Source organism: Hydrogenophaga sp. (genome assembly GCF_028698005.1).
GTDB lineage: Bacteria > Pseudomonadota > Gammaproteobacteria > Burkholderiales > Burkholderiaceae_C > Hydrogenophaga.
In genome coordinates this window covers 1-7,109 of the sequence record NZ_JAQVEJ010000152.1, presented here as the reverse complement: position 1 = coordinate 7,109, position 7,109 = coordinate 1, and the positions used below count along the sequence as shown (strand labels likewise).

Genomic DNA, 7,109 nt, shown 5'->3' with positions numbered 1-7,109 from the left:
CCGGCCACGCTGGGCCTGCTGATCCCGCCCTCCATCATCCTGATCGTCTATGGCGTGGCCGCCGAAGTGTCCATCGCCAAGCTGTTCATGGCCGGCGTGCTGCCGGGCCTGCTGCTGGCCCTGCTGTTCTCGGGCTGGCTGATGGGCTGGGCCATCCTCAACCCGGCCAAGGTGCCCAAGGCCGACACCGGCATGACGTTCGGTCAGAAGTTGCGCGAGTCCCGGCACCTGATTCCCGTCGTGCTGCTCATCGGCGCCGTGGTGGCCAGCATCTATACCGGCATCGCCACCGCGACCGAGGCCGCTGCCCTCGGTGTGGTGGGCGCGCTGGTGGTCTCGGCTTCGCAGGGCGCACTGACCTGGCAGACCTTCCGCGACTCGCTGCTGGGCGCCACGCGCCTGTACTGCATGATCGCGCTGATCCTGTCCGGCGCCGCCTTCATGACGCTGTCGATGGGCTACATCGGCCTGCCACGCCAGCTCGCCGAGTTCGTCGGCAGCCTGAACCTGTCGCCGGGCATGCTCATCATCACCCTGGGCATTTTCTACATGGTGATCGGGTGCTTCCTCGACGGCATCTCCACCATCGTGCTGACCATGGCCGTGGTGCTGCCCATCATCCAGGCCGCCGGCATCGATCCGCTGTGGTTCGGCATCTTCCTGACCATCACCGTGGAAACCGCACAGATCACCCCGCCCGTGGGCTTCAACCTGTTCGTGCTGCAGAGCATGACGGGCAAGCAGTTGCCCTACATCGCCCGCGTGTGCGCGCCCTACTTCTCCCTGATGGTGTTCGCGCTGCTGCTGCTGTGGTTCTTCCCCGAGATCGTGACCTGGCTGCCGGGCCGCATGTAAGCCCGTCAGGCAAACGGCGCTGCCGTTGTGGCGAAGCCCCTCGCTGCCCCCCGCGGTGAGGGGCTTGTTGTTCACTGGGGCCGGATCACGTCCGCGCCGGCCGGGGGCGTGAAGCGGAACCGCTCGGTAGAAATCGCAGCACCGGTCTGCCACTGGCCAAAGCTCAGCACCGAGGTCTGACCCAGGCTGTCCGCAATCTCCAGCGCGGCCAGTTGTCCGGACCTGAAGCCCACGCGCACCTGCTGCAAGGGGCCGTCCCTGTCCTTGGGAACGGCCTGTACCCAGGACATCCCCTGCTGATCCGGCAGCGCCTGTAGATCGAACGCGCCCTGCAAGGCCTTGAGATCGGCCTCGGACGCGATCAGTGCCGCGGGCGTGTTGCCCAGCGCCTCCTGCTGACGGCGTGCCGTCACCTGGTTGAGGTCGGGGTCGTGCAGCCAGAGCGTCTGGCCATCGGCGACGATGGTCTGCTCGAACGGCTTGGCATAGTCGAACCGGAAACGCCCCGGCCGCTGGAACTCGAATCGCCCGCTGGACGTCTTGGACCTTGCGCGCGCCGGCGCGCCATCGGCATGGGTGCGCGGTGGGGAGGTCACCACCTGGGTGAAATCGGCGCTGCCGCCGCGTACCTCGCGCAAAAAGCGCTCCAGATCCTGCAGGCCGTCGGCATGCGCGGCCGCCGACACGATGAAAGAGGCGGCCAGCGCCAACCAAGGTTTGTGATTCATATGCCGTCCGATTCCGCTGCGAACGAAAAATTCCACGTGCACCGGTGCCGCGGACACGACCACGGCGCTCAGTCGCCCCGCAGCGCCACCAGGATGTCGCGCTGGCCACTGGAGGTCAGCGCGCTGACCAGCCCGGCGTTCTCCATGTCCTCCAGCAGACGGGCCGCGCGGTTGTAGCCGATCTTGAGCTTGCGCTGCACATAGGAGATGCTGGCCTTGCGGTCCTGCAGCACGATGGCCACGGCCTGGTCGTACAGCGGGTCCTTCTCGCCGCCTTCGCCGCCGCCCTCGCCCAGGAAGTCGCCCCCCTCGCCGTCACCACCGGCATCGAGAATGCCATCCACGTAGTTGGGCTCGCCCCCCTGCTCCTTGAGGTAGGCCACCACGCGGTGCACCTCGTCGTCGCTGACAAAGGCGCCGTGCACGCGCACCGGGAAACCCGTGCCGGCCGGCATGAACAGCATGTCGCCCATGCCCAGCAGGTTCTCGGCACCCATCTGGTCGAGGATGGTGCGGCTGTCGATCTTGCTGCTGACCTGGAAGGAAATGCGCGTCGGGATGTTGGCCTTGATCAGGCCGGTGATCACGTCCACGCTGGGCCGCTGGGTGGCCAGGATCAGGTGGATGCCGGCCGCGCGCGCCTTCTGCGCCAGGCGGGCGATCAGCTCCTCGATCTTCTTGCCCACGACCATCATCAGGTCGGCCAGCTCGTCGATCACCACCACGATGTGCGGCAGCGTGTCCAGCGGCTCGGGCTGCTCGGGCGTGAGGCTGAACGGATTGCCGATGGTCTCGCCACGCGCCTGGGCTTCCTGGATCTTGGTGTTGTAGCCGGCCAGGTTGCGCACGCCCATCTTGCTCATGAGCTTGTAGCGCTTTTCCATCTCGGCCACACACCAGTTCAGGGCGTTGGCCGCCTGCTTCATGTCCGTCACCACCGGGGCCAGCAGGTGCGGAATGCCCTCGTAGACGCTCATCTCGAGCATCTTCGGGTCGATCAGGATCAGCCGCACGTCCTTGGCATCGGCCTTGTACAGCAGCGACAGGATCATGGCGTTGATGCCCACCGACTTGCCCGAGCCGGTCGTGCCGGCCACCAGGCAGTGCGGCATCTTGGCCAGGTCGGCCACCACGGGCTGGCCGCCGATGTCCTTGCCCAGGCCCATGGTCAGCAGGCTGCGCGCATCGTTGTACACCTGCGAGCCCAGGATCTCCGACAGGCGGATGGTCTGGCGCTTGGCGTTGGGCAGCTCCAGCGCCATCAGGTTCTTGCCCGGGATCGTCTCGATGACGCGGATCGACACCAGCGACAGCGAACGCGCCAGGTCACGACTGAGGTTGACGATCTGCGAACCCTTGACGCCGGTGGCCGGCTCGATCTCGTAGCGCGTGATCACGGGGCCTGGCGCCGCCGCCACCACCCGCACCTCGACGCCGAAGTCCTTGAGCTTCTTCTCGATCAGGCGGCTGGTCATCTCCAGCGTCTGGGCATCGACCGTGCTCTGTTGCGACGGCGCCGCGTCAAGCAGGTCCACCTGCGGCAGCTTGCTGTCGGGCAGTTCGCTGAACAGCGGTTTCTGGCGCTCCTTGACGACGCGCTCGCTCTTGGGCACCGCCACCGGCTGTGGCTCGATGAACACGGGGGCCGGGTGGTGCACCTCGATCTCCTCACGCTCGACCGCCACCACCACCTCGCGCTCACGCGCCGCGCGCTCACCAATGCGCTGGTCCTCATGGGCCTCGCGTTTTTCGCGCCGGCTCTGGAACCAGCCCTCCAGACGGCGGCCCAGCGACTCGGCCCAATGCCCCCAGGTGAACGCGAACACCCGGGGCAGCACCAGCACCACCAGGGCCAGCATCACCAGGGCCGAGCCGGTAAAGCCCAGCCAGTGCGTGGCCAGGGCACCCAGCGCACGGCCCAGCACGCCACCGGCCTCGCCGGGCAGCAAGTCGTCGAGCCGGTGCAGCCGCGTCCACTCGATCGTGCAACTGGCCATCATCAGCAGCACCAGCGCCACCCAGTAACCCAGGCGGCCATGCCAGCGCCACCACGCCACGGCCCCGGACTCGCCCTGGGCCGCCGGTAGCCGCTGGTGACCGCGCAACCACCCCGCCAGAGTCGAGAGCCAGCGGCGCAGGCCGGCCAGCACCAGCCACCAGCACGAAAAACCGAACAGAAAATAGACCATGTCGGCCAGCCAGGCACCCAACTGTCCCCCCCAGTTGGTGGCTTCGGCCACGGTACCGCTGGTACTCCAGGCCGGATCGGCCGCCGAGTGGCTGAGCAAGGCCACCAGGGCAAACAACAGCCCCGCCGCACCCAGCACCAGTCCGATCTCCTGCCCAAAGCGCGCCAGCCCCGACGGGCCCTGCAGCGCGCGATCGGCATTCAAGGTATTGAGGGAATAACTCATCTCGCTCGCGTCAATATGAAAGCGAGCTTACCCCATCGCGGGGCCGGCTCACCCCAGGGTGCCGAGTCTGTCTTTCACCACGGTGCTGCCATCGGCCATCACCTCGATGAAACCCCGGTCCTCCAGGTCCTTCATCACACGGCTGACCATCTCGCGCGAAGCACCGATCATCTTGGCCACGTCCTGGCGCGACACCCGCTCGCGGATCACCATGCGGCCGCTGTGGTCCTCCTGCGCGAACTCCAGCAGCACGCGCGCCACCCGCCCGTACACATCCATCAGCGCCAGGGACTCGATCTTGCGGTCGGCCTGGCGCAGGCGCTGCACCAGGCCCTTCATGACCGCATAGGCCATCGACGTGTTCTCGGGCAGGCAACGCGCAAACTCAAGCCGCCCCAGGATCAGCACGTCGGTCTGTACCTCGGCCCGCACCGTGGCCGAATGCGGCTGGTCGTCGATCAGGCTCATCTCGCCCAGGTAGTCGCCCGGATTCAGCGTGGCCAGGATCACTTCGCGCCCGCGGCCGTCCTGCGTCACGACACGCGCGCGCCCCGTGAGCACGATGGCCAGGAAGTTCGACTTCTTGCCCTGCTCGACGATCGTCTCGCCACGCTTGAAGCGGCGCTTGATGACGGCTTCGGCCACCAGCTCGGCCTGCGCCTGCGTCAGGGTCGAGAACAGGGGGACCCGCCGGATGAGTTCGAGATTGGACAGGATGGCCATGCGTTTATTCCTATTTGTCGCGCGGTCTGGCTCAGCTCCTACAATGCACCGGGTCATCATGGGAATGTCGGCACTGCCTGCGAAGCGGCCACCGCTCGCGATGGCCGCCTACCGTATATGTATACCCAACCGCCCGGGGCCCAACCCCGGGGAAACCTCATGAAGCATAGCAAAGTCCTTATCCTGGGATCCGGTCCCGCCGGCTATACCGCAGCCATCTACGCGGCACGCGCCAACCTCTCGCCGGTGCTGGTCACCGGCATCGCCCAGGGCGGTCAGCTCATGACGACCACCGAGGTGGACAACTGGCCGGCCGACGTGGACGGCGTGCAGGGCCCCGAACTGATGCAGCGATTCCTGGCACACGCCGAGCGCTTCAAGACCGAGATCGTGTTCGACCACATCAATGCGGTCGATCTGTCGGTGCGGCCCTTCGTGCTCAAGGGCGACAGTGGCGAATACAGCTGCGATGCCCTCATCATCGCCACCGGCGCCTCGGCCAGGTACCTGGGCCTGCCCTCCGAGGAAGCCTTCATGGGCAAGGGCGTGAGCGCCTGCGCCACCTGCGACGGTTTCTTCTACCGTGGCCAGGAGGTGGCGGTGATCGGCGGCGGCAACACGGCCGTCGAAGAAGCCCTGTACCTCTCGAACATCGCCAGCAAGGTCACGCTGGTGCACCGCCGCGACAGCTTTCGCGCCGAGGCCATCATGGTCGACAAGCTGATGGAGAAGGTCGCCGAAGGCCGCATCGAGCTGAAGCTGCACAGCGTGCTGGACGAAGTGCTGGGCGACGACACCGGCGTGACCGGCGTACGCCTGAAGAACGTGCTCAGCGGTGCCAGCGAAGACGTCGCCGTCAAGGGCTGCTTCGTGGCCATCGGCCACAGCCCCAACACCGAGCTTTTCCAGGGCCAGCTTGCCATGAAGAACGGCTACATCGTCACGCAATCGGGCCAGGACGGCATGGCCACCATGACCAGCGTGCCCGGGGTGTTTGCTGCCGGTGACGTGCAGGACCATATCTACCGGCAGGCCATCACCAGTGCCGGCACGGGCTGCATGGCGGCGCTGGACGCGCAGCGTTTCCTGGAAAGCCAGTAAAGGTACTCGCCACTGGTCGGCGGCGGTTTGCGAACCACCGCCAAATCTACGTATAATCTCGGGCTGCGCCAAATTTCTGGATTTGGCCAGTCCTATGGGTTACCGCCACCCTTCTGGCGAGGTGAGGCCCCCACCGCCCGGGTGGCGGCCGTTTTTTGACAACGATCGGAGTGTCCCCATGGCACGCGTGTGCGACGTCACGGGCAAGAAGCCCATGGTCGGGAACAATGTGTCCCACGCCAACAACAAAACCAAGCGCCGGTTCCTGCCGAACCTGCAATACCGCCGTTTCTGGGTCGAGAGCGAGAACCGCTGGGTTCGCCTGCGCGTCTCGGGTGCAGCCCTGCGCCTGATCGACAAGAAGGGTATCGACGCCGTGCTCGCCGACCTGCGCGCTCGCGGCCAAGCTTAAGCTAAGGAGTTCGCACCATGGCAACCAAAGGCGTTCGCGAGAAGATCAAGCTGGAATCCACCGCCGGCACCGGTCACTTCTACACCACGACCAAGAACAAGAAGACCACGCCCGAAAAGATGCTGATCAAGAAATTTGATCCCGTCGCTCGCAAGCACGTGGACTACAAGGAACTCAAGCTGAAGTAAGTCGGTTCCCCGCCGGACGACCTGCAGGGACTCCGGCCAGAACACACAAAAGCCCGCTGTTCACACAGCGGGCTTTTTTCATTGAGCCCGGGTGGACCCCCCCGGCAAAACGGTCAGGCGTGCGCCGAACGCAGCTTGATGGAGAAGTCGCGCAGGGCGGTGATGCCGCTTTCCTCGGCGCGACGGCACCAGGCCTGCAGATCGGCGGCGAGCTGTTCGCGCGTGGAAGTGGTGCTGGACCACAGGGCGCGCAGCTCCTCGCGCATGGTCACCATCTTGTCAAGCACCGGGCTCTTGGCACGCACTTCGGCCAGCTGCGGCTTGATCTCGGCCGGCACCTTGTCGTCATCGCGGTGCAGCCATCGGCTGGCCGCCTTGACCAGCGACGCATCGGCACTGCGCGCCTTCATGCCCGCCAGTTCGCGCGCGCAGGCCGCCTTGAGTTCGGCCGCATAACCGGCCATCACCTCATAGCGATTGGTGATGATGGCTTCCAGCGTCTTCTCGTCCGCCACCGCCTTCACCTCGCCAAACGCGAGTTTGGGCGGCACCTTCTTGACATGGGCCAGGCCAAGCTTCTGCAACGCGGAGATGTACACCCAGCCGATGTCGAACTCGTAGGGCTTGACCGAGAACTTGGCCGAGGTCGGGTAGGTGTGGTGGTTGTTGTGCAGCTCTTCACCAGATC

Annotated in this window: 8 protein-coding genes; 4 read left to right on the top strand and 4 right to left on the bottom strand. The window is 65.9% G+C overall.

Annotation, left to right across the window (positions count from 1 at the left end; genetic code table 11):
- A partial coding sequence (locus PHQ87_RS13065; RefSeq protein ID WP_300235083.1) for a TRAP transporter large permease subunit occupies window positions 1-855 on the top strand: 855 nt, incomplete at its 5' end.
- A gap of 71 nt (window positions 856-926) precedes the next feature.
- Here the strand turns inward: PHQ87_RS13065 and lolA are convergent.
- The 3 genes from lolA to PHQ87_RS13050 all read right to left on the bottom strand — a co-directional run bounded on the left by lolA (window position 927) and on the right by PHQ87_RS13050 (window position 4,720).
- A complete protein-coding gene (lolA, locus tag PHQ87_RS13060; RefSeq protein ID WP_300235080.1) occupies window positions 927-1,583 on the bottom strand; it encodes an outer membrane lipoprotein chaperone LolA in 657 nt (218 codons plus the stop codon).
- Between the two features lie 68 nt (window positions 1,584-1,651).
- Entirely contained in the window at window positions 1,652-3,997 is a 2,346-nt protein-coding gene (locus PHQ87_RS13055; RefSeq protein ID WP_300235078.1) for a DNA translocase FtsK, read from the bottom strand.
- 48 nt (window positions 3,998-4,045) lie between these two features.
- Window positions 4,046-4,720, bottom strand: coding sequence for a Crp/Fnr family transcriptional regulator (locus tag PHQ87_RS13050; RefSeq protein ID WP_300235076.1), 675 nt, complete (start codon window positions 4,718-4,720; stop codon window positions 4,046-4,048).
- Window positions 4,721-4,879: 159 nt separating this feature from the next.
- Between PHQ87_RS13050 and trxB the strand changes: the two genes are divergently transcribed.
- The 3 genes from trxB to rpmG all read left to right on the top strand — a co-directional run bounded on the left by trxB (window position 4,880) and on the right by rpmG (window position 6,421).
- Window positions 4,880-5,821, top strand: a complete 942-nt coding sequence (trxB, locus tag PHQ87_RS13045; protein WP_300235073.1) for a thioredoxin-disulfide reductase — start codon at window positions 4,880-4,882, stop codon at window positions 5,819-5,821.
- A 178-nt stretch (window positions 5,822-5,999) separates the two neighbouring features.
- Window positions 6,000-6,233, top strand: coding sequence for a 50S ribosomal protein L28 (gene rpmB / locus PHQ87_RS13040; protein ID WP_300235070.1), 234 nt, complete (start codon window positions 6,000-6,002; stop codon window positions 6,231-6,233).
- Between the two features lie 17 nt (window positions 6,234-6,250).
- Window positions 6,251-6,421 (top strand): 50S ribosomal protein L33, encoded by a 171-nt coding sequence (gene rpmG / locus PHQ87_RS13035; RefSeq protein ID WP_300235067.1) that lies wholly within the window; start codon window positions 6,251-6,253, stop codon window positions 6,419-6,421.
- Between the two features lie 113 nt (window positions 6,422-6,534).
- On the opposite strand, the gene PHQ87_RS13030 is transcribed toward rpmG, so the two are convergent.
- Window positions 6,535-7,109, bottom strand: a 575-nt coding sequence (locus PHQ87_RS13030) for a transposase (RefSeq protein WP_300235064.1), incomplete at its 5' end; no start/stop codon positions are given.

Excerpts from the sequence above, each read along its gene's own strand:
- lolA (WP_300235080.1), bottom strand. The coding sequence starts at position 1,583 with ATGAATCACAAACCTTGGTTGGCGCTGGCCGCCTCTTTCATCGTGTCG.
- PHQ87_RS13055 (WP_300235078.1), bottom strand. The coding sequence starts at position 3,997 with ATGAGTTATTCCCTCAATACCTTGAATGCCGATCGCGCGCTGCAGGGC.
- PHQ87_RS13050 (WP_300235076.1), bottom strand. The coding sequence starts at position 4,720 with ATGGCCATCCTGTCCAATCTCGAACTCATCCGGCGGGTCCCCCTGTTC.
- trxB (WP_300235073.1), top strand. The coding sequence starts at position 4,880 with ATGAAGCATAGCAAAGTCCTTATCCTGGGATCCGGTCCCGCCGGCTAT.
- rpmB (WP_300235070.1), top strand. The coding sequence starts at position 6,000 with ATGGCACGCGTGTGCGACGTCACGGGCAAGAAGCCCATGGTCGGGAAC.
- rpmG (WP_300235067.1), top strand. The coding sequence starts at position 6,251 with ATGGCAACCAAAGGCGTTCGCGAGAAGATCAAGCTGGAATCCACCGCC.